This is a genomic window from Streptomyces sp. JNUCC 64, from assembly GCF_054484115.1.
Genome location: NZ_CM137015.1, coordinates 6,425,364 through 6,445,847 on the forward strand (window position 1 = coordinate 6,425,364; position 20,484 = coordinate 6,445,847).

Here is a 20,484-nt window from a genome sequence, read left to right on the forward strand (position 1 = left end):
GCCCGGACCGCCCCCGCACCCTCCGCACCGCCCCAGAGCCACCAGGAACCGCCCGTGACAACGATCACCCCCGCCCCGGGGAACCGGAACGGCGCCACCGCCGCCCACCCGGAGACCGTCCCCGCCCCCGCCGGATCCACCGGGACCGCCGCGAACCGGCCATTTAGCCCCCAGGACGGTGCGCCGGGTACGCTCACCGCCGTGTCACACCCCGATCAGTCCCACCCCACCCAGAAGGGCGCTTCCGTGAGCTACCCGGGACCGCCTCGACCGGTTCACGTCTCCCCGATCCCCCTGGCGGAGCTGGCCGATCGGCTGGGTCTCGCCGTCCCCGGGGCGACGGCGGTCACCGGCATCACCCACGACTCCCGCGCGGTCCGCCCCGGCGACCTCTACGCCGCGCTGCCCGGCGCCCGGCTGCACGGCGCCGACTTCGCCCGCCAGGCCGCCGAACTCGGCGCGGTGGCCGTCCTCACCGACCCCACCGGGGCCGACCGGGCCGCCGCCACCGGACTGCCGGTCCTCGTGGTGGACGACCCCCGCGCCCGGATGGGCGCCCTCGCCGCCGCCGTCTACGGGGACCCCGGCGCCGGACTCCTCCAGATCGGCATCACCGGCACCTCCGGCAAGACCACCACCGCCTATCTGGTGCAGGGCGGCCTCGACGCGGCGGCGGGCGGCGAGAGCGGGCTCATCGGCACCGTGGAGACCCGGATCGGCGACGAGCGCGTCAAGTCCGAGCGCACCACCCCCGAGGCCACCGACCTCCAGGCGCTCTTCGCGGTGATGCGCGAACGCGGCGTCGAGTCCGTCGCCATGGAGGTCTCCAGCCACGCCCTGGTCCTCGGCCGCGTCGACGGCTGCGTCTTCGACGTCGCCGTCTTCAACAACCTCAGCCCGGAGCACATGGAGTTCCACTCCGGGATGGAGGACTACTTCCAGGCCAAGGCCCAGCTGTTCACCCCCGCCCGCAGCAGGCGCGGCGTCGTCAACTACGACGACGCCTACGGACGGCGGCTGGTCACCGAGGCGTCCGTCCCGGTCGTCACCTTCTCCGCCGAGGGCCACCCCGACGCCGACTGGCGCGCCGAGGACGTGGAGAGCGGCCCGCTCGGCTCCGCGTTCACGGTCATCGGCCCGGACGGGGAGCGGATCAGCGCCCGCGCCCCGCTGCCCGGCCCGTTCAACGTCGCCAACGCCCTCGCCGCGATCGTCACCCTGGCCACCGCCGGACTCGACCCGTACGCCGCCGCCGAGGGCATCGCCGCCGCGCCCGGCGTCCCCGGCCGGCTGGAGCGGGTGGACGCGGGCCAGCCGTACCTCGCGGTCGTCGACTACGCCCACAAGACGGACGCCGTGGAATCGGTGCTGCGCGCGCTGCGCAAGGTCACCGGGGGACGGCTGCACATCGTGCTCGGCTGCGGCGGCGACCGCGACGTCACCAAACGCGCCCCGATGGGCGCCGCCGCCGCCCGGCTCGCTGACACCGCCCTGCTGACCTCCGACAACCCCCGCTCCGAGGACCCCCTCGCGATCCTCGCCACCATGCTGGCGGGCGCCGCCGGGGTCCCCGCCCACGAGCGCGGCGAGGTCCGCGTCTACGAGGACCGGGCCGCCGCGATCACCGCGGCCGTCGCCCTCGCCGGACCGGGCGACACCGTCCTGGTCGCGGGCAAGGGCCACGAACAGGGCCAGGACATCGGCGGCGTGGTCCGCCCCTTCGACGACCGGCACGTGCTGCGGGACGCCATCGAGTCCGCCCGTGCCGCCCGCCGCGCCCCCACCGGGGAGCCCGGCACCACCCAGACCAGCGAAGCGACCCAGCAGACCCAGGGATGAACACGTGATCGCCCTCTCCCTCGCCGAGATCGCCTCCGTAGTCGGCGGGCGGCCCCACGACATACCGGACCCGTCGGTCCGTGTCACCGGACCCGTCGTCCGCGACTCCCGCGAAGCCGTTCCCGGCAGCCTCTTCGTCGCCTTCGCCGGGGAGCGCGTCGACGGCCACGACTACGCGGCCCAGGTGGTCGCGGCGGGCGCGGTGGCCGTCCTCGCCTCCCGGCCCGTCGGGGTGCCCGCGATCGTCGTGGACGACGTCCAGCGGGCGCTCGGCGCCCTCGCCCGCGCCGTGGTGGACCGCCTCGGCGCCACCCTGGTCGCCCTCACCGGCTCGGCCGGCAAGACCAGCACCAAGGACCTGATCGCCCAGGTCCTCCAGCACCACGGGCCCACCGTCTGGACCCCCGGCTCCCTCAACAACGAGATCGGACTGCCGCTCACCGCGCTCAGCGCCACCGACGACACCCGTTACCTCGTCCTGGAGATGGGAGCGCGCGGAATCGGCCACATCCGCTACCTCACCGAACTCACCCCGCCCCGGATCGGTCTCGTCCTGAACGTCGGCAGCGCCCACATCGGCGAGTTCGGCGGCCGGGAGCGGATCGCCGAGGCCAAGGGCGAACTGGTGGAGTCCCTGCCCGCCGCCGACGCGGGCGGGATCGCGATCCTCAACGCCGACGATCCGCTGGTGCGCGCCATGGCCGACCGGACCAAGGCCAGGGTCGTCCTCTTCGGGGAATCCGGCGAAGCGGACGTACGGGCGGAGAACGTCCGGCTGACCGCCGCCGGACAGCCCTCCTTCCGCCTTCACACACCCTCCGGGTGCGAAGACGTGACCTTGCGCCTGTACGGTGAGCACCACGTGTCGAACGCGCTTGCCGCGGCGGCCGTCGCCCATGAGCTGGGCATGCCCGTGGACGAGGTCGCACGCGCGCTCTCCGGAGCGGGCACCCTCTCCCGCTGGCGGATGGAGGTCACCGAGCGCCCGGACGGCGTGACGGTGGTCAACGACGCCTACAACGCGAACCCCGAGTCCATGAGGGCCGCCCTGCGCGCGCTGGTCGCGATGGGGGGCGGCTCCCGGGACCGGGGGGGCCGTACGTGGGCGGTGCTCGGGGCGATGGCCGAGCTCGGAGACGAGGCGCTCGCCGAGCACGACGCGATCGGACGGCTCGCCGTCCGGCTCAACGTGAGCAAGCTCGTCGCAGTCGGGGGCAGGGAAGCGGCCTGGCTGCGCATGGGCGCCTATAACGAGGGTTCGTGGGGTGAGGAGTCGGTGCACGTGTCCGACGCACAGGCGGCGATCGACCTATTGCGCGGGGAACTGCGACCGGGGGACGTCGTCCTCGTGAAGGCATCCAGGTCGGTCGGACTGGAGCGGGTGGCCCTGGCGCTGCTGGAAGGGAACGCGAGCGGCGAGGGTGAGGTCGCCGCCCGATGATGAATCAGATCCTGTTCGCGGGCGTGATCGGCCTGTTCCTGACCCTGGTGGGCACCCCGCTGCTGATCAAGCTGCTGGCCCGCAAGGGCTACGGCCAGTACATCCGCGACGACGGCCCGCGCGAGCACCACAGCAAGCGCGGCACGCCGACCATGGGCGGCATCGCCTTCATCCTGGCGACGCTCATCGCGTACTTCCTGAGCAAGCTGATCACCGGGGCGCCCGTCACCGTCTCCGGACTCCTGGTCCTCGGCCTGATGGCCGGAATGGGACTGGTCGGTTTCCTCGACGACTACATCAAGATCGTCAAGCGTCGGTCCCTGGGCCTGCGGGCCAAGGCGAAGATGGCCGGACAGCTCATCGTCGGCATCGCCTTCGCCGTCCTCGCGCTCCAGTTCCCCGACAGCCGCGACCTGGCCCCGGCCTCCACCAAGCTGTCGTTCATCATGGACTTCGGCTGGGCCATGGGCCCGGTGCTCTTCGTGGTGTGGGCGCTGTTCATGATCCTCGCCATGTCCAACGGCGTGAACCTCACCGACGGCCTCGACGGCCTCGCCACCGGCGCCTCCGTGATGGTCTTCGGCGCGTACACCTTCATCGGCGTCTGGCAGTACCAGGAGTCCTGCGCCGACGCGGGCTCCCTGACCAACCCGTCGGCCTGTTTCGAGGTCCGCGACCCGCTGGACCTCGCGGTGGTCGCCGCGGCCCTGATGGGCGCCTGCTTCGGCTTCCTGTGGTGGAACACCTCGCCCGCCAAGATCTTCATGGGCGACACCGGCTCGCTGGCCCTCGGCGGCGCGCTGGCCGGTCTGGCCATCTGCTCGCGCACCGAGCTGCTGCTCGCGCTGCTCGGCGGCCTGTTCGTCCTCATCACCATGTCGGTCGTCATCCAGGTCGGCAGCTTCCGGCTCACCGGAAAGCGCGTCTTCCGGATGGCGCCACTCCAGCACCACTTCGAACTCAAGGGCTGGTCCGAAGTCCTGGTGGTGGTCCGCTTCTGGATCATCCAGGGCATGTGCGTGATCGTCGGACTCGGCCTCTTCTACGCCGGATGGGCAGCCGAGAAGTGACCACCGAGCACCCGCTCCACCCCGCGGACCCCTTCGCGGGACAGCACGTCACCGTCGCCGGCCTCGGCGTGAGCGGCCTCAGTGCCGCCCGCGCCCTGGCCGGCCTCGGCGCGCACGTCACCGTGGTGGACGGCGGCGATGGCGAGGCCCAGCGGGCCAAGGCCGCCGTCCTCGCCGGGGAGGGCGTCACCGTCCGCCTCGGCGACGCCGACACCCTGCCCCAGGGCACCACCCTGGTGGTCACCTCACCCGGCTGGAAGCCGACCTCCCCGCTGTTCGCCGCGGCCGCCGCGGCGGGCGTCGAGGTGATCGGCGACGTCGAGCTGGCCTGGCGGCTGCGCGGCCCGGACGCCGCCCCCTGGCTCGCCGTCACCGGCACCAACGGCAAGACCACCACCACCCGGATGCTGGGGTCGATCCTGCGCGCCGCCGGACTGCGGGTCGCGGAGGTCGGCAACATCGGCACCCCGATCGTGGACGTGGTCCTCGGCCAGGAGCGCGGCGACGGCGAACAGTACGACGTGCTCGCCGTCGAACTCTCCAGCTACCAGCTGCACTGGGCGCCCTCGCCGCGCGCCCACTCGGCGGCGGTCCTCAACCTCGCCCCCGACCACCTCGACTGGCACGGCTCCATGGCCGGGTACGCCGCCGACAAGGGCCGGATCTACGAGGGCAACCGGATCGCCTGCGTCTACAACACGGCCGACCCGGCCACCGAGGACCTGGTGCGCGGCGCCGACGTCGAGGAGGGCTGCCGGGCGATCGGCTTCACCCTCGGCCCCCCCGGCCCCTCCCAACTCGGGGTGGTCGACGGCATCCTGGTGGACCGGGCCTTCGTGGCCGACCGCCAGCGCCAGGCCCAGGAGCTGGCCGAGGTCTCCGACGTGAACCCGCCCGCCCCGCACAACATCGCCAACGCGCTGGCCGCCGCCGCGCTCGCCCGCGCCTTCGGCGTGCCCGCGAGCGCGGTCCGCGACGGACTGCGCGCCTTCAGCCCGGACGCGCACCGCATCTCCCACGTCGCGGACGTGGCCGGGGTGGCGTACGTGGACGACTCCAAGGCCACCAACACCCACGCGGCCGAGGCGTCGCTGGCCGCCTACGAGCCGGTCGTCTGGATCGCGGGCGGACTCGCCAAGGGCGCGTCCTTCGACGAACTGGTGGCGGGCGCGGCCGAGCGGCTGCGGGGCGTGGTCCTGCTGGGCGCCGATCGCGCCCTGATCCGGGAAGCCCTCGCGCGACACGCGCCCGAGGTGCCCGTGGTCGACGTGGACCGGACCGACACTGGGGCGATGTCCGAGGTGGTCGAGGCCGCCCGGGGGCTCGCCCGCCCCGGGGACACCGTGCTGCTGGCCCCGGCCTGCGCCTCCATGGACATGTTCACCAACTACAACGAGCGCGGGGACGCGTTCGCGGCGGCGGTCCGCGGACTCGGCTCCGGCGGCGCCTGAGCCGGTCGCTGTGGCCACGCGGGGCGCCCGTAGGTCTGGGAGGGTCGCGTGAGTGCGTTCCGGCCGAAGCGGTCCGGCGATCGGGGTCCCGCGTGCTGAGCGGGCGGGCCCCCGCGGTCACCCGGCGGGAGCCCGCGTCCCGGGAGCCCGCCCCTGGGCGGCGCGAGTCGCCGCTGCGGCGGCTGCGGTCCCGGGTCCGCCGGGCCTGGGACCGTCCGTTGACCGCCTATTATCTGATTCTCGGCAGCAGTTTCCTGCTGACCCTGCTCGGACTGGTGATGGTGTACTCCGCCTCCATCATCCGGGCGTTGCAGCTCGATCTGCCCGGGTCGTTCTTCTTCCGCAAGCAGTTGCTGGCGGCGGTCGTGGGCGCCCTGCTGCTGTGGGCGGCCTCCCGGATGCCCGTCAAGCTCCACCGGGCGCTCGCCTACCCGATGCTGGCGGGCGCCGTCGTGCTGATGGCCCTGGTCCAGGTGCCCGGCGTGGGCTTCGCGGTCAACGGCAACCGGAACTGGATCGAACTCGGCTTCATCCAGCTCCAGCCCAGTGAGTTCGGCAAGCTCGCCCTGGTGCTGTGGGGCGCCGACCTGCTCGCCCGCAAACAGGAACGACGGCTGCTGAACCAGTGGAAGCACATGCTGGTGCCGCTGGTCCCGGTGGCGTTCATGGTGCTCGGCCTGATCATGCTCGGCGGGGACATGGGCACGGCGATCATCCTCACCGCCATCCTGTTCGGGCTGCTGTGGCTCGCGGGGGCGCCCACCCGGCTGTTCGCCGGGGTGCTGGCCGTCGCCCTGGTCGTCGGCGCGGTCCTCATCAGGACCAGCCCCACCCGGATGTCCCGGCTGCAGTGCATCGGCGCCTCCGAGCTGGGCGGCCCCGACGACCCGTGCTGGCAGGCCGTACACGGGATCTACGCGCTGGCGTCCGGCGGTCTCTTTGGTTCCGGGCTGGGTGCGAGTGTGGAAAAATGGGGCCAACTTCCGGAAGCCCACACGGATTTCATCTTCGCCATCGCCGGGGAGGAACTGGGGCTGGCGGGGACGCTGTCCGTCCTGGGGCTGTTCGCGGCTCTAGGCTATGCGGGTATCCGCCTGGCCGGACGCACGGAGGACCCCTTCGTGAGGTACGCGGCGGGTGGCGTGATCACCTGGATCATGGCGCAGGCCGTGATCAACATCGGTGCGGTGCTCGGTCTGCTGCCGATCGCCGGTGTCCCGCTCCCGCTGTTCTCATACGGGAGGTCGGCCCTGCTGCCGACCATGTTCGCCATCGGCCTGCTGATCGCCTTCGCACGGGAGGACCCCGCCGCGCGGGCGGCGCTCGCCGTACGACGGCGGTCCCGGGACCGTGAGCGGACCGCGGGAAGGGGCTCCGGGACCGACCGGGCGCCCCGGAGTTGGAACACGATGCGACGGCGCGTCAGGACGCGCCCGTCCGGAGAGCGGTGAATTTCGGTGCATGTCGTACTCGCTGGCGGGGGCACCGCCGGACACATCGAGCCCGCGCTCGCCCTGGCGGACGCCCTGCGCAGGCAGGACCCGACGGTCGGGATCACGGCGCTGGGCACGGAGCGCGGCCTGGAGACCCGGCTCGTTCCCGAGCGGGGCTACGAACTCGCCCTGATCCCGGCGGTGCCGCTGCCCCGCAAGCCGACCCCCGAGCTGATCACCGTCCCCGGACGGCTGCGCGGCACGATCAAGGCGGCCGAGCAGGTCATCGAGCGCACCCGGGCGGACGCCGTGGTCGGTTTCGGTGGCTACGTCGCCCTGCCCGCCTATCTGGCGGCCAAGCGGCGCGGGGTGCCCATCGTGATCCACGAGGCCAACGCCCGCCCCGGCCTCGCCAACAAGATCGGCTCCCGGTACGCGGCCCAGGTGGCCGTCTCCACCCCGGACAACAAGCTCCGGGGGGCCCGTTACATCGGCATCCCGCTGCGCCGCTCCATCGCCACCCTGGACCGCGCGGCGGTGCGCCCCGAGGCGCGGGCCGCCTTCGGGCTCGACCCGAACCTGCCGACGCTGCTGGTCTCCGGCGGCTCCCAGGGCGCCCGCCGGCTCAACGAGGTCGTCCAGCAGGCCGCCCCGTACCTCCAGCAGGCGGGCATCCAGATCCTGCACGCGGTCGGCCCCAAGAACGAACTGCCGCACATCGACAACATGCCCGGGATGCCCCCGTACATCCCGGTACCGTATGTGGACCGGATGGATCTCGCGTACGCGGCGGCCGACATGATGCTCTGCCGCGCGGGCGCGATGACCGTCGCCGAACTCTCCGCCGTCGGACTCCCGGCCGCCTACGTCCCGCTGCCCATCGGCAACGGCGAACAGCGGCTCAACGCCCAGCCGGTGGTCAAGGCGGGCGGCGGGCTGCTCGTCGACGACGCCGAGCTGACCCCCCAGTGGGTGCAGTCCCACGTCCTCCCGGTGCTGGCGGACCCGCACCGGCTGTACGAGATGTCCCGCGCCGCGTCCGAGTTCGGCCGCCGGGACGCCGACGACCTGCTCGTCGGCATGGTGTACGAAGCGATCGCGTCACGCGCCAGGGCGTGACCCAAGTGCGGCTCGCGCCGAGGGCGTGACGGAAGGCAGGGAACGTGGCCGGACCGAGGACCGCCGACGACGAGCGGACGCCGGAGTCCGGCCCGCCCGGCTCCCCGGGGGAGTCGCGGCGCTCCCGCGCGGCCGCCCTGCTGCCCGGCTGGGTGCCCCGGTTCGGCACCCGCGGGCTGGTCCTCTCCGCGCTGGGTCTGGCCGTCCTGGTGGGCGGCGGGATCTGGCTGTTGTACGGCTCGCCGTGGCCGAGGGTCGCCAAGGTGAGCGTCTCCGGCACGGACGTCCTGCGCCCGGAGGAGGTCCGCGCCGCCGCCGGGATCAGCCTCGGCACCCCGCTGGTCTCGGTCGACACGGACGCCGTCGAGGCCCGGATCGCCGACCGGCTGCCCCGGGTCGACCGGGTCGACGTGGTCCGCTCCTGGCCCCGTGGCATCGGTCTGAAAATCATCGAACGCGAGCCCGTCCTGACGGTGGCGAAGGGCGGGAGGTTCATCGAAGTGGACGACGAGGGGGTGCGGTTCGCCACCGTCGACCGGGCCCCCCGGGGCGTTCCCGCCCTCGAACTGGCCCCCCGTCGCACGAGTGTCCCGCCGCGCTTCGCCACCGGGGAACTCACCCGGTCCGCCGTGGACGTCATCACCGCCGTCCCGCCCCGGGTCGCCGCCCAGACGCGTACCCTCGAAGTCCGCAGCTACGACTCCATCACCCTGGAGTTGGCCGACGGCCGCACGGTCGACTGGGGGAGCGCCGAGGAAGGGGAGGCGAAGGGCGTCACCCTCACCGCGCTGATGAAAGCCGCGCCCAAGGCCCGGCACTTCGACGTCAGCGTTCCCACCGCCCCTGCGTCAGCGGTGAGTTGACGCACATTCGCGCAGGTCAGCACCCTGAGTGGGCAGCGCTACGGCTGATCACATAGGGTGAAAAGAAAAACGGGAGGTTCGGCGTGTTCGTTGAACGCGCGCCACTTGTCGACTTAGTGTCCTGTTCGGAAGAGTCCAGAGAACAGACACACTGGTAACCCTAAACTTCACCGTTAGGGTTCGGGTCGGCGTTCGGACCGTCCCAATTCGGCATTAGCCGTCGCGGCGCGACACGGCGAGCGACGGCACGTAATCGAGGCGAGAGGCTCTCGACGTGGCAGCACCGCAGAACTACCTCGCAGTCATCAAGGTCATCGGTGTCGGCGGCGGTGGTGTCAATGCCATCAACCGGATGATCGAGGTCGGCCTCAAGGGTGTCGAGTTCATCGCGATCAACACGGACGCGCAGGCGCTGTTGATGAGCGACGCCGACGTCAAGCTCGACGTCGGTCGCGAACTCACCCGGGGACTGGGCGCCGGGGCCAACCCGGCCGTCGGCCGCAAGGCCGCCGAGGACCACCGCGAGGAGATCGAGGAGGTCCTCAAGGGGGCCGACATGGTCTTCGTCACCGCGGGCGAAGGCGGTGGCACCGGCACCGGCGGCGCGCCCGTCGTCGCCAACATCGCCCGTTCGCTGGGCGCCCTGACCATCGGCGTGGTCACCCGGCCCTTCACCTTCGAGGGCCGCCGTCGCGCCAACCAGGCCGAGGACGGCATCGCGGAACTCCGCGAAGAGGTCGACACCCTCATCGTCATCCCCAACGACCGGCTGCTGTCCATCTCGGACCGCCAGGTCAGCGTGCTCGACGCGTTCAAGTCCGCCGACCAGGTACTGCTCTCCGGCGTCCAGGGCATCACCGACCTCATCACCACCCCCGGCCTCATCAACCTCGACTTCGCCGATGTGAAGTCCGTGATGTCCGAGGCGGGTTCCGCGCTGATGGGCATCGGCTCGGCCCGTGGCGACGACCGCGCGGTGGCCGCCGCCGAGATGGCGATCTCCTCGCCGCTCCTGGAAGCCTCGATCGACGGCGCCCGAGGGGTGCTGCTCTCCATCTCCGGCGGCTCCGACCTGGGCCTCTTCGAGATCAACGAGGCCGCCCAACTGGTCAGCGAGGCCGCCCACCCCGAGGCCAACATCATCTTCGGCGCGGTCATCGACGACGCCCTCGGTGACGAGGTCCGGGTGACGGTGATCGCCGCCGGGTTCGACGGCGGCCAGCCCCCGGCCAAGCAGCACGGCGGTCTGGGCACCGCCGGGGCCAAGCGCGAGGAGCCCGCCCCCGCCCGGTCCGCCGACAGCCGCCCCGCGTTCGGCGGCCTCGGCAGCGTGACCCCGCGCGAGGAGCCCTCGAAGCCGGAGCCGGTCGAGGCCCCGGTCTCCTCGGGCTCGTCCCTCGGCTCGGGCACCTCCGGCCTCACGCCGCAGGTCCCGCCCGCCCGGTACGACAGCGCCGCGGAGGAGCTGGACGTACCGGACTTCCTCAAGTGATAGGCCGATCCGGTGAGGTGATCCCGGACCGGATCACCACGAGCGGCGCGCACTTCGCCTTCACCGACCGGTGGGGCGGGGTGAGCGCCGCTCCGTACGAGCGGATGAATCTCGGCGGGGCCGTCGGTGACGACCCCGCCGCCGTGCGTGCCAACCGGCGGATCGCCGCCGAACACCTCGGGTTCGACCCGGTGTCCGTCGTCTGGATGAACCAGGTGCACGGCAGTGAGGTCGCCGTGGTCCACACCCCTTGGGGTGATGCGCCCGCACCCCGGGTTGACGCCGTGGTCACCGCGCGCCGGGGACTCCCGCTCGCGGTGCTCACCGCCGACTGCGTCCCCGTCCTCCTCGCCGACCCGGTTGCCGGAGTCGCCGCCGCCGCGCACGCCGGACGTCCCGGACTGGTCGCCGGGGTGGTCCCGGCGGCCGTCGCCGCCATGGTGGAACTGGGCGCCGAGCCCTCCCGGATCCTGGCCCGCACCGGCCCCTCGGTCTGCGGCGGGTGCTACGAGGTGCCGGAGGAGATGCGCGCCGAGGTCGCCGCGGTGGAACCTGCGGCCCACGCCGAGACCACCTGGGGCACCCCCGCCGTCGACGTGTGCGCCGGCGTGCACGCCCAACTCGCGCGCCTGGGCGTCAACGACCGGGAGCGTTCGGACGTGTGCACCCGGGAGTCGCCCGACCACTTCTCGTACCGACGCGACCGCGCCACCGGGCGGCTCGCGGGCTATGTCTGGCTGGACTGATACGGCATGACGGATCGCAAGGAAGAACTCGCCGCGAACCTGGCGAAAGTGGAGGAACGTATCGCCGCGGCCTGTGCCGCGGCCGGGCGCGCCCGGGAGGAGGTGACCCTCATCGTGGTCACCAAGACCTATCCGGCGAGTGACGTCCGTCTCCTGAGCGAACTCGGTGTCCGGGAGGTGGCGGAGAACCGCGACCAGGACGCCGCCCCCAAGGCCGCCGCCTGTGCCGACCTCCCGTTGACCTGGCACTTCGTCGGCCAGTTGCAGACCAACAAGGTCCGCTCGGTGCTCGGTTACGCCTCCGAGGTGCAGTCCGTGGACCGGTCCCGGCTGGTCACGGCCCTCTCCCGCGAGGCGGTCCGCACCGGTCGCGAGATCGGGTGTCTCGTGCAAGTGGCGCTGGACGCCCAGGACGGTCCGGGGGCCGGAGGGGCCGAGGGCGCCCTCGGCCGTCGCGGCGGCGTCGGCCCGGACGGGGTCGCCGAGTTGGCGGCCCTGGTCGCCCGGGCCGAGGGGCTGCGACTGGACGGACTGATGGCCGTCGCACCCCTGGCCGGTCCCTACGCGGGGCGCCAACGCGCCGCGTTCGGGCGGTTGATGGATTTGTCGACTGCGCTGCGCGCGGAGCATCCTGCTGCGAACATGGTGTCAGCGGGGATGAGCGGGGACCTCGAGGAGGCCGTGGCGGCCGGAGCGACACATGTGCGCGTCGGCAGTGCGGTACTCGGAGTCCGTCCCGGGCTCGGGTAACGTCACCAAGAAGTCGGACCACAGTAGAAAATATGGTCATTCCCCCCGATTTGGTGGGTTGACCCCGTGGATCGCGGACTTGGTGGGCGTCAGCCGATCCGCCACGCCGATCCACCACAGAGCGGAGGACTCAGAGAATGGCCGGCGCGATGCGCAAGATGGCGGTCTACCTCGGCCTCGTGGAGGACGATGGGTACGACGGCAGGGGTTTCGACCCCGATGACGACTTCGAGCCCGAACTGGACCCGGAGCCCGAGCGGGACCGTCGGCGGCACGACACGCCGCATCAGTCCCATCAGGGTCATCAACCGCTACAGTCCCCTGGGGACGAATCGGTACGAGTGGTGCAACCCCCGGTACAGCGCGACCCTGTACCCCAGTCCGCCGCACTCGCGGTGGAATCGGCGCGTCCCGCGCGCATCGCGCCCGTGGCATCCATCACACCCGACCGCCAGAGTTTGGAGAAGAACGCACCGGTGATCATGCCCAAGGTCGTGTCCGAGCGGGAGCCGTACCGGATCACCACGCTGCACCCGCGGACGTACAACGAAGCCCGTACCATCGGTGAACACTTCCGTGAGGGCACTCCGGTGATCATGAATCTGACCGAGATGGACGACACCGACGCGAAGCGACTTGTCGACTTTGCCGCTGGCCTCGTCTTCGGTCTGCACGGCAGTATTGAGCGCGTGACTCAGAAGGTGTTCCTGTTGTCTCCTGCTAACGTCGACGTCACGGCAGAGGACAAGGCTCGCATCGCAGAGGGCGGGTTCTTCAACCAGAGCTGAGACGCAGGACCGGTCGTTGACCGATAATCCGACACGGACGCAGGCACGGACACAGGGGAGAGGGACAGCATCAGATGCGCGTGTTCTTGGACGTGATCTACATCGCGCTGATGTGCTTCCTCATCGTGCTCATCTTCCGGTTGGTGATGGACTACGTCTTCCAGTTCGCCCGCTCGTGGCAGCCGGGCAAGGTCATGGTGGTCTTCCTGGAGGCCACCTACACGGTCACTGATCCACCGCTCAAGCTGCTGCGGCGGTTCATCCCACCGCTGCGTCTCGGGGGCGTGGCGCTCGACCTGTCCTTCTTCGTTCTGATGATCATCGTCTACATCTTGATCTCCGTCGTGAGCCGACTGTGAACGATGACGGTCCCCGCTGAAGCGGGGGTTGATCCCGCCGACGACTACGCTGAGGTAAAGAGATGCCATTGACCCCCGAGGACGTGCGGAACAAGCAGTTCACCACCGTCCGCCTCCGAGAAGGCTATGACGAGGACGAGGTCGATGCCTTCCTCGACGAGGTCGAAGCCGAACTGACCCGTCTGCTCCGCGAGAACGAGGACCTGCGCGCCAAACTCGCGGCCGCGACCCGGGCCGCTGCCCAGAACCAGCAGCAGGCCGGTATGCGCAAGCCCCCGGAGCAGCAGCAGGATCGACAGGGTCCGGTGCCCGCCGCCATATCGGGACCGCAGCCGGTGCCGCCGCAGCAGCAGCAACCGCAGATGGGCGGCCCCATGGGCGGCCCCCCGCAGTTGCCGAGCGGCGCACCCCAGCTGCCCCCCGGTCCCGGCCACAACCCCATGCAGCAGGCCCCCGGCCAGATGCAGCAGGTTCCCGGTCCCATGCAGCAGGGCCCGGGTCCGATGCAGCAGGTTCCCGGCCCCATGCAGCAGGGCCCCGGTCCGATGCAGCAGATGGGCGGCCCGATGGGCGGTCCCATGGGTGGTCACGGTCCGCAGATGCAGCCCGCCCAGGGCCCCGGTGGCGACAGTGCCGCCCGGGTGCTCTCGCTGGCGCAGCAGACCGCCGACCAGGCCATCGCCGAGGCCCGTTCCGAGGCCAACAAGATCGTCGGTGAGGCCCGTAGCCGCGCCGAGGGTCTGGAGCGGGACGCCCGTGCCAAGGCGGACGCCCTGGAGCGGGACGCGCAGGAGAAGCACCGGGTCGCGATGGGCTCCCTGGAGTCCGCCCGCGCCACCCTGGAGCGCAAGGTCGAGGATCTGCGCGGCTTCGAGCGCGAGTACCGCACGCGGCTGAAGTCGTACCTGGAGTCCCAGCTGCGTCAGCTGGAGACCCAGGCCGACGACTCGCTGGCGCCGCCGCGGGCTCCGTCCGCCGCTTCGCTGCCGCCGTCGCCGTCCCCCGCGCCGTCGATGGCTCCCGCCGGGGCGGGCGCGCCCTCCTACGGTGGGCAGTCCATGGGCGGGGCGCCCGCGCCGGGCGGCCCGTCGTACGGTGGACAGCAGCAGATGACGCCCGCGATGACCCAGCCGATGGCTCCGGTCCGTCCGCAGGCGCCGCAGCCGATGCAGCAGGCTCCCTCTCCGATGCGGGGCTTCCTCATCGACGAGGACGACAACTGACGGGTCTCACCGACCCGGCACTGAGGGCGGGGCCCCCGGAACTTCCGGGGGCCCCGCCCTCTTTCCGTGCCCGGGGCCCCTCCGGCGGCCCCTCCGGCCCGGGCCCCGCCCCGCCGGGCTTCCCGTCCGACCGCCGGTACGGTTCGTGGCGCTTGCCCGCGCCGTTCCCCGCGCCCCTCGCCGGGGCCCCCGCCGTAGTCCCTGGAGTCGTTGCCCGGGTGCGGCCCGTGGTGCGTTGCCCGCGCAGTTCCCCGCGCCCCTGAGGGGGCTGCCTCCTGGGGTTCGTCTTTGGCCGCCGGTGCGCGGTGGTTGCTCGCGCCGTTCCCCGCGCCCCTATCGGGGCTTGTCCGGGTGGGCGCCCTCGCTCCCGCCTCTCCGTCTTCCGCGTGCGGTTCGTGGACGGCCGTTCGCGCAGTTCCCCGCGCCCCTTCGGGACGCCCCGAAGGGGCGCGGGGAACTGCGCGGGCAACCCTCCACGGCAGTGAGCCGACCGCCGGGCGGAAGGCCCCGTCAAGGGGCGCGGGGAACTGCGCGAACAACCACCGCGCATCCGCAGTCGAAGACGAGCCTCAGGAGGCAGCCCCCTGGGGGCGCGGGGAACTGCGCGAATGGCCACGACGGACCCGAGGAAGACGACGCACCGTCCGAGACGGAACCCGGGCGCACGGGTGACCGCGGAGGGCCCGCAGGCGACAGCGGTGAGCGGAACCGTTCCGGTGGGAGCGGGAAACGCGTGACCGCCGGGGACGCGGGCCCGGACGGGCGGTGCGTCCCCGGCGGTCGGGGAGGTGCGGGGGTCAGACCTTGCGGAGGCTGAACGTCAGGGACAGACCCGCGTCCGAGAAGGCGGGAGTACCGGGCTCCGCCCGGACGAACTCCGTGGCGAGGACCTCGTCGGAGATGAGCGCCGTGTGCTCGGTGAGCGCCGACGCCACCCCCTCGTCGGTGGCGTCCCAGCGCAGGGCGATCCGGTCGGCCACGTCCAGCCCGCTGTTCTTGCGGGCCTCCTGGATCAGCCGGATGGCGTCACGGGCGAGTCCGGCCCGCCGCAGCTCGTCGGTGATCTCCAGGTCGAGGGCCACGGTCGCCCCGGAGTCGGAGGCCACGGACCAGCCCTCGCGCGGGGTCTCCGTGATGATGACCTCCTCGGGGACGAGGGCGACCTTCTCCCCGTCGACCTCGACGGACGCCGTGCCTTCGCGCAGGGCGAGCGACAGCGCCGCCGCGTCCGCCTCGGCGACGGCCTTCGCGACCGCCTGCACGCCCTTGCCGAACCGCTTGCCGAGGGCCCGGAAGTTGGCCTTGGCGGTGGTGTCCACCAGGGAGCCGCCGACCTCGGAGAGGGAGGCGAGCGAGGTGACGTTCAGTTCCTCGGTGATCTGCGCGTGCAGTTCGACCGGGAGGGACTCGAAGCCGGTCACGGCGACCAGGGCGCGGGACAGCGGCTGGCGGGTCTTCACCCCGGACTCGGCGCGGGTCGCCCGGCCGAGTTCGACGAGCCGTCGCACCAGGGCCATCTGCCGGGACAGTTCCGGGTCGATGGCGTCGAGGTCGGCCTCCGGCCACGACGACAGGTGCACCGACGCGGGCGCGTCCGCCGCCACCGGGACGACCAGGTCCTGCCAGACCCGCTCGGTGATGAACGGGGTGAGCGGCGCCATCAGCCGGGTGACCGTCTCGACCACCTCGTGCAGGGTCCGCAGCGCGGCCTTGTCGCCCTGCCAGAACCGGCGGCGGGAGCGGCGCACGTACCAGTTGGACAGGTCGTCGACGAACGCCGACAGCAGCTTCCCGGCCCGCTGGGTGTCGTACGCGTCGAGCGCCCGGGTCACCTGGTCGGTGAGCGCGTGGAGTTCCGACAGCAGCCAGCGGTCCAGCAGCGGGCGCCGGTCCGGGGCCGGGTCGGCGGCGCTGGGCGCCCAACCGGCGGTGCGGGCGTACAGGGCCTGGAAGGCGACGGTGTTCCAGTAGGTCAGCAGCGTCTTGCGGACCACTTCCTGGATGGTGCCGTGGCCGACGCGACGGGCCGCCCAGGGGGAGCCGCCCGCGGCCATGAACCAGCGGACGGCGTCGGCGCCGTGCTGGTCCATCAGCGGGATCGGCTGGAGGATGTTCCCGAGGTGCTTGGACATCTTGCGGCCGTCCTCGGCGAGGATGTGGCCGAGGCAGACCACGTTCTCGTACGAGGACTTGTCGAACACCAGGGTGCCCACGGCCATCAGCGTGTAGAACCAGCCGCGGGTCTGGTCGATCGCCTCGGAGATGAACTGCGCCGGGTAACGGCTCTCGAACAGCTCCTTGTTGTGGTACGGGTAGCCCCACTGCGCGAACGGCATCGAGCCCGAGTCGTACCAGGCGTCGATGACCTCGGGGACGCGGGTGGCGGTGGTCCGGCACTCGGGGCAGGGGAAGGTGACCGCGTCGATGAACGGGCGGTGCGGGTCCAGCTCCGACTGGTCGGTGCCGGTCAGTCCGGTCAGCTCGGCGCGGGAGCCGACGCAGGTGAGGTGGCCCTCCTCGCAGCGCCAGACCGGCAGCGGGGTGCCCCAGTAGCGGTTGCGGGAGAGCGCCCAGTCGATGTTGTTGGTGAGCCAGTCCCCGTAGCGGCCGTGCTTGATGGAGTCGGGGAACCAGTTGGTCCGCTCGTTCTCCTCCAGCAGCCGGTCCTTGATCGCGGTGGTCCGGACGTACCAGGAGGGCTGCGCGTAGTAGAGCAGCGCGGTGTGGCAGCGCCAGCAGTGCGGGTAGCTGTGCTCGTAGGGGATGTGCCGGAAGAGCAGGCCCCGGTCCTGGAGGTCCTGGGTCAGCGCCTCGTCGGCCTTCTTGAAGAAGACCCCGCCGACCAGCGGCAGGCCCTCCTCGAAGGTGCCGTCCGGGCGGACCGGGTTGACCACCGGCAGCCCGTAGGCGCGGCACACCTTGAGGTCGTCCTCACCGAAGGCGGGGGACTGGTGGACGAGACCGGTGCCGTCCTCGGTGGTGACGTAGTCGGCGTTGACGACGTAGTGCGCGGGGCCCGCCTCGGCCGGGAACTCCACCAGGTCGAACGGGCGCCGGTAGGTCCAGCGCTCCATCTCGGCGCCGGTGTGGCTCTCCCCGGTGGGCTCCCAGCCCTCGCCGAGCGCCTTGGCGACCAGCGGCCGGGCCACGACCAGTCGCTCGGTGCCGTCGGTCACCACGTCGTAGACGACCTCGGGGTGCGCGGCGACGGCGGTGTTCGACACCAGCGTCCACGGGGTGGTCGTCCACACCAGGAGGGACGCCCGGCCGGCCAGCGGGCCGGAGGTGAGGGGGAAGCGCACGTACACCGACGGGTCGACGACCGTCTCGTACCCCTGGGCCAGCTCGTGGTCGGAGAGGCCGGTGCCGCAGCGCGGGCACCAGGGCGCCACCCGGTGGTCCTCGACCAGCAGTCCCTTGTCGAAGATCTGCTTGAGGGACCACCACACGGAGTCGATGTACTCCGGGTCCATGGTCCGGTAGGCGTCCTCCAGGTCGACCCAGTAGCCCATGCGGTTCGTCAGCTCGGCGAACGCGTCGGTGTGCCGGGTCACCGACTCGCGGCACTTGGCGTTGAACTCCGCGATGCCGTACGCCTCGATGTCCTTCTTGCCGCTGAAGCCGAGTTCCTTCTCGACGGCCAGCTCCACGGGCAGTCCGTGGCAGTCCCAGCCCGCCTTGCGCGCCACGTGGTAGCCGCGCATGGTCCGGAAGCGGGGGAACACGTCCTTGAAGACCCGCGCCTCGATGTGGTGGGCGCCGGGCATGCCGTTCGCGGTCGGGGGGCCCTCGTAGAACACCCACTCGGGGCGCCCCTCGGACTGCTCCAGGCTCTTGGCGAAGACCTTGTTCTCGCGCCAGAAGTCGAGCACGGCGTGTTCGAGGGCGGGCAGGTCGACCTGGGCGGGCACGTGCCGGTACTGCGCCTCGGCGCTCAGGGCGGGTTCTTGCTGCGGCGGGGTCATCGCGACGGCTCCTCGGGCGGACTGCTGCGTTCCGTCGGAGGGACGAGAGCCGGTGCGCCTGCTGCGGCGCGCTCCCGCGGTACCACCCTCCTTGGCCCTCCGGTACGGCTGCGCCGGACGGCCCCCTCATTGGGGTCGCGATGCCGGTTCTACCGACCCCGCTGACCGGGGCTTTCTTCCGGCGGCTCCGGGGTGATCTTCACGTCGCGCTCGCCCCCGGGCTCACACCGTCCCCGGGTCGCTCTGGGCTGCGTACGCCGCTACTCGGCCCCATCCACACCTGTTCGCTGCGGCCAGTGTACGGGCCGCGAGGGGGACCTGCCGACCCGGTTACGGGCCAGCGGGGCCGCCGTGGGGACGGGAGGACGGGCCCGCGGGGGACCCGCCGACCCGATCTGCGGGTCACCGGGGCCGCCGAGGTCCCGGTGACCCGAACGGGGCAGGCCGGGGTGCCGGGGCCCGGGAGCCGTCGCCGGGCCCCGGCGTGCGGGCGGAGCGGGCCGTGGCGGGGGCGGGGGCCGTCCGTTCCGCGTTGCCGCCCGGTTCCTCCCGATTTATCGTCCCCAGAGCGATTCGGGTGCACGATCCCAGAGGCGAAGGGGCCGCGGCCATGGTGGCGAAAGAGACCGCCGCGCAGGACGAGCCGCCCGGGGCGGACGCCCCGGGGGACGGCGGGAGCGCGGCGCCTTCGGGGAAGCCCGCCGAGGCCGTCGCCGGGAAGACGGCCGCCGCCCGGAAGGCCCCCGCGAGGAGGACGGCCGCCAAGAAGACGGCCGCCAAGAAGGCCGTCGGTAAGAAGGCGGCCGCCGGTGCGAAGGTTTCCGCCCGGAAGGCCGCCGTCGGTGAGCGGGCCGCCGGGAAGGCCGCGGCCGGGGCCGCCCCGGGTCGGGAACAGGCCGTTGGGGCGGACGAGGAGGAGGCGGCCGTCGAGGGGGCGGATGCCGCTGGGGCCCCCGTGAAGAAGGTGGCGGCCAAGAAGGCGGCACCCCGGAGGAAGGCCGTGAAGAAGGCCACGACGACGGTCGCGGGGAAGACCGGCACCGGGAAGGCGGCCGCCGGGAGGACGGCCGCCGGGAAGGGCGGGGCCCGCAAGACGGCCGGGGGGAAACCGGACAACGGGGAGGCCGCCGGGACCGGGGAGATCGCCGGGGACGGTAAGGGCGCCGTCCACCGGGCAGACATCCGGGGAACGGACGCGCCCGGCGGCCGGGCACGGGCTTCCGGGACGGGGGGCGGGGACGGGAAGGCGAAACGTGCGGGGAGCCGCGAGGGCGCCCCCGGTGAGCCCGGCACACACGGCACGGACAGTGCGGCTGAAGTCGCGGAGATGACGGGAGCCACGCCAGTGGTTGCGAAGAAGACGCGGGGCACGGCCACGAAGACCACACCGACCCCGGTGCCCAAGGCCAGGCCCGCGGCGGCGGAGCCCGGCGTGCTGCCGGTGCGCCCGGGGGAGGACGCCTGGACCCCGGAGGAGGCCGAGGAGGCGCGGGCGCTGCTGACCGCCGACGCGGTCCGGCTGCGCGAGGAGATCCGTTCCTCCGAGGCGTCCCTGGCCGGACTGATGCGGGACTCCGGGGACGGCGCGGGCGACGACCAGGCCGACACCGGGACCAAGAACATCACCCGGGAACACGAGCTGGCGCTCACGGCCAACGCCCGCACCATGCTCGAACAGACCGAGCGCGCCCTCGAACGGCTGGACGCCGGGACGTACGGGCTCTGCGAGAACTGCGGCAAGCCCATCGGCAAGGCCCGGATGCAGGCGTTCCCCCGGGCCACCCTGTGCGTGGAGTGCAAGCAGCGGCAGGAACGCCGGGGCTGACCGGACCCGGACCCGGGCGTCCGGGGTTCCCGCCCGTGCCGTGCACGGGCGGCGGAGGTCCCGAACCGGTCCGGTCCCGCCCCTGATCAGCCCGGGGGGCCGTGCCGTACCCTCGTTCCC

15 protein-coding genes are annotated in these 20,484 nt (G+C 72.4%); 14 read left to right on the forward strand and 1 reads right to left on the reverse strand.

Annotated features, from left to right (window positions below; all coding sequences use genetic code 11):
- The first annotated feature begins 54 nt into the window (after positions 1 to 54).
- The 13 genes from ACVWNX_RS26470 to ACVWNX_RS26530 all read left to right on the forward strand — a co-directional run bounded on the left by ACVWNX_RS26470 (position 55) and on the right by ACVWNX_RS26530 (position 14,574).
- Positions 55 to 1,839 carry a UDP-N-acetylmuramoyl-L-alanyl-D-glutamate--2,6-diaminopimelate ligase gene (locus ACVWNX_RS26470; protein ID WP_454410555.1) on the forward strand — a complete coding sequence of 595 codons (1,785 nt, stop codon included), beginning with the start codon at positions 55 to 57 and terminating at the stop codon, positions 1,837 to 1,839.
- Positions 1,840 to 1,843: 4 nt separating this feature from the next.
- Positions 1,844 to 3,280, forward strand: coding sequence for a UDP-N-acetylmuramoyl-tripeptide--D-alanyl-D-alanine ligase (locus ACVWNX_RS26475; protein ID WP_454410557.1), 1,437 nt, complete (start codon positions 1,844 to 1,846; stop codon positions 3,278 to 3,280).
- Positions 3,277 to 4,350 (forward strand): phospho-N-acetylmuramoyl-pentapeptide-transferase, encoded by a 1,074-nt coding sequence (gene mraY, locus ACVWNX_RS26480; RefSeq protein ID WP_454410559.1) that lies wholly within the window; start codon positions 3,277 to 3,279, stop codon positions 4,348 to 4,350. The genes ACVWNX_RS26475 and mraY overlap by 4 nt, the downstream gene beginning before the upstream one ends.
- Positions 4,332 to 5,801, forward strand: a complete 1,470-nt coding sequence (murD, locus tag ACVWNX_RS26485) for a UDP-N-acetylmuramoyl-L-alanine--D-glutamate ligase (protein ID WP_454410560.1) — start codon at positions 4,332 to 4,334, stop codon at positions 5,799 to 5,801. The genes mraY and murD overlap by 19 nt, the downstream gene beginning before the upstream one ends.
- Before the next feature lie 92 nt (positions 5,802 to 5,893).
- Positions 5,894 to 7,252, forward strand: coding sequence for a putative lipid II flippase FtsW (ftsW, locus tag ACVWNX_RS26490; protein WP_454410561.1), 1,359 nt, complete (start codon positions 5,894 to 5,896; stop codon positions 7,250 to 7,252).
- Between the two features lie 6 nt (positions 7,253 to 7,258).
- A complete protein-coding gene (murG, locus tag ACVWNX_RS26495; RefSeq protein WP_454410562.1) occupies positions 7,259 to 8,353 on the forward strand; it encodes an undecaprenyldiphospho-muramoylpentapeptide beta-N-acetylglucosaminyltransferase in 1,095 nt (364 codons plus the stop codon).
- Positions 8,354 to 8,397: 44 nt separating this feature from the next.
- Complete coding sequence (locus ACVWNX_RS26500; protein ID WP_454410564.1) at positions 8,398 to 9,216, forward strand: cell division protein FtsQ/DivIB; 819 nt, start codon at positions 8,398 to 8,400, stop codon at positions 9,214 to 9,216.
- A gap of 274 nt (positions 9,217 to 9,490) precedes the next feature.
- The gene (ftsZ, locus tag ACVWNX_RS26505; protein WP_454410565.1) at positions 9,491 to 10,708 is read left to right on the forward strand and encodes a cell division protein FtsZ; all 1,218 of its coding nucleotides are present in this window, start codon (positions 9,491 to 9,493) and stop codon (positions 10,706 to 10,708) included.
- The gene (gene pgeF / locus ACVWNX_RS26510; RefSeq protein WP_454414946.1) at positions 10,708 to 11,454 is read left to right on the forward strand and encodes a peptidoglycan editing factor PgeF; all 747 of its coding nucleotides are present in this window, start codon (positions 10,708 to 10,710) and stop codon (positions 11,452 to 11,454) included. Before ftsZ ends, pgeF begins: the two co-directional genes overlap by 1 nt.
- A gap of 6 nt (positions 11,455 to 11,460) precedes the next feature.
- Entirely contained in the window at positions 11,461 to 12,204 is a 744-nt protein-coding gene (locus ACVWNX_RS26515) for a YggS family pyridoxal phosphate-dependent enzyme (RefSeq protein WP_454410566.1), read from the forward strand.
- A 137-nt stretch (positions 12,205 to 12,341) separates the two neighbouring features.
- On the forward strand, positions 12,342 to 12,992 hold the full coding sequence (sepF, locus tag ACVWNX_RS26520) for a cell division protein SepF (protein ID WP_454410568.1): 651 nt from the start codon (positions 12,342 to 12,344) through the stop codon (positions 12,990 to 12,992).
- A gap of 74 nt (positions 12,993 to 13,066) precedes the next feature.
- The gene (locus ACVWNX_RS26525; RefSeq protein ID WP_454410570.1) at positions 13,067 to 13,351 is read left to right on the forward strand and encodes a YggT family protein; all 285 of its coding nucleotides are present in this window, start codon (positions 13,067 to 13,069) and stop codon (positions 13,349 to 13,351) included.
- A gap of 62 nt (positions 13,352 to 13,413) precedes the next feature.
- Positions 13,414 to 14,574, forward strand: coding sequence for a DivIVA domain-containing protein (locus ACVWNX_RS26530; RefSeq protein ID WP_454410571.1), 1,161 nt, complete (start codon positions 13,414 to 13,416; stop codon positions 14,572 to 14,574).
- Positions 14,575 to 15,371: 797 nt separating this feature from the next.
- Here ACVWNX_RS26530 and ileS read toward each other — a convergent pair.
- The gene (gene ileS, locus ACVWNX_RS26535; RefSeq protein ID WP_454410573.1) at positions 15,372 to 18,539 is read right to left on the reverse strand and encodes an isoleucine--tRNA ligase; all 3,168 of its coding nucleotides are present in this window, start codon (positions 18,537 to 18,539) and stop codon (positions 15,372 to 15,374) included.
- A 610-nt stretch (positions 18,540 to 19,149) separates the two neighbouring features.
- Between ileS and ACVWNX_RS26540 the strand changes: the two genes are divergently transcribed.
- Complete coding sequence (locus tag ACVWNX_RS26540; protein ID WP_454410575.1) at positions 19,150 to 20,364, forward strand: TraR/DksA family transcriptional regulator; 1,215 nt, start codon at positions 19,150 to 19,152, stop codon at positions 20,362 to 20,364.
- Positions 20,365 to 20,484 lie beyond the last annotated feature (120 nt).